At 50.2% G+C, this 663-nt stretch carries 5 tRNA genes and 1 rRNA gene; all 6 read right to left on the bottom strand.

Annotated elements, in window-relative coordinates:
* Nucleotides 1-51 precede the first annotated feature (51 nt).
* Nucleotides 52-126: transfer RNA gene (locus tag M3629_RS28005), tRNA-Gln, on the bottom strand.
* Between the two features lie 8 nt (nucleotides 127-134).
* A tRNA-Val gene (locus M3629_RS28000) sits at nucleotides 135-210 on the bottom strand.
* 43 nt (nucleotides 211-253) lie between these two features.
* A tRNA-Glu gene (locus M3629_RS27995) sits at nucleotides 254-325 on the bottom strand.
* 10 nt (nucleotides 326-335) lie between these two features.
* A tRNA-Thr gene (locus tag M3629_RS27990) sits at nucleotides 336-408 on the bottom strand.
* Nucleotides 409-411: 3 nt separating this feature from the next.
* A tRNA-Asn gene (locus M3629_RS27985) sits at nucleotides 412-487 on the bottom strand.
* Between the two features lie 84 nt (nucleotides 488-571).
* Nucleotides 572-663 (bottom strand): 5S ribosomal RNA (gene rrf, locus M3629_RS27980); the annotation flags it as partial.

The raw sequence follows: 663 nt of genomic DNA, 5'->3' as shown, positions 1-663 counted from the left end.
CCTGATTAAAAGTCAGGTGCTCTACCAACTGAGCTAATGACTCATAGTAAATGGCTGGGGATATAGGATTTGAACCTATGCATGACGGAGTCAAAGTCCGTTGCCTTACCGCTTGGCTAATCCCCAAAAGTAGATGGTGGAGGCTGAGGGGATCGAACCCCCGACCCTCTGCTTGTAAGGCAGATGCTCTCCCAGCTGAGCTAAGCCTCCATCTTTGGGATATTCATCCCCAATTAAAACATTAGATAAACTATGACCCGTAGGGGATTCGAACCCCTGTTACCTCCGTGAAAGGGAGGTGTCTTAACCCCTTGACCAACGGGCCCCATTTGCAGAGCTCTCAACCGGGATCGAACCGGTGACCTCATCCTTACCATGGATGCACTCTACCTACTGAGCTATGAGAGCAAATGGCTCCCCGAACAGGACTCGAACCTGTGACAACTCGATTAACAGTCGAGTGCTCTACCAACTGAGCTATCAGGGAATAATATGCATTTGCAGTGCAAATGCAATTCATCATACAATGTCCACATGCAGAGCCTGTTTTCTATGTAAGATGAAAGAGTTCGCTTGGCGGCGTCCTACTCTCCCAGGACCCTGCGGTCCAAGTACCATCGGCGCTAGAGGGCTTAACGGTCGTGTTCGGGATGGGTACGTGTG

This window comes from Paenibacillus polysaccharolyticus (genome assembly GCF_023714295.1).
Classification (GTDB): Bacteria; Bacillota; Bacilli; order Paenibacillales; family Paenibacillaceae; genus Paenibacillus; species Paenibacillus polysaccharolyticus_A.
This window is presented reverse-complemented; position numbering and strand designations above follow the sequence as displayed.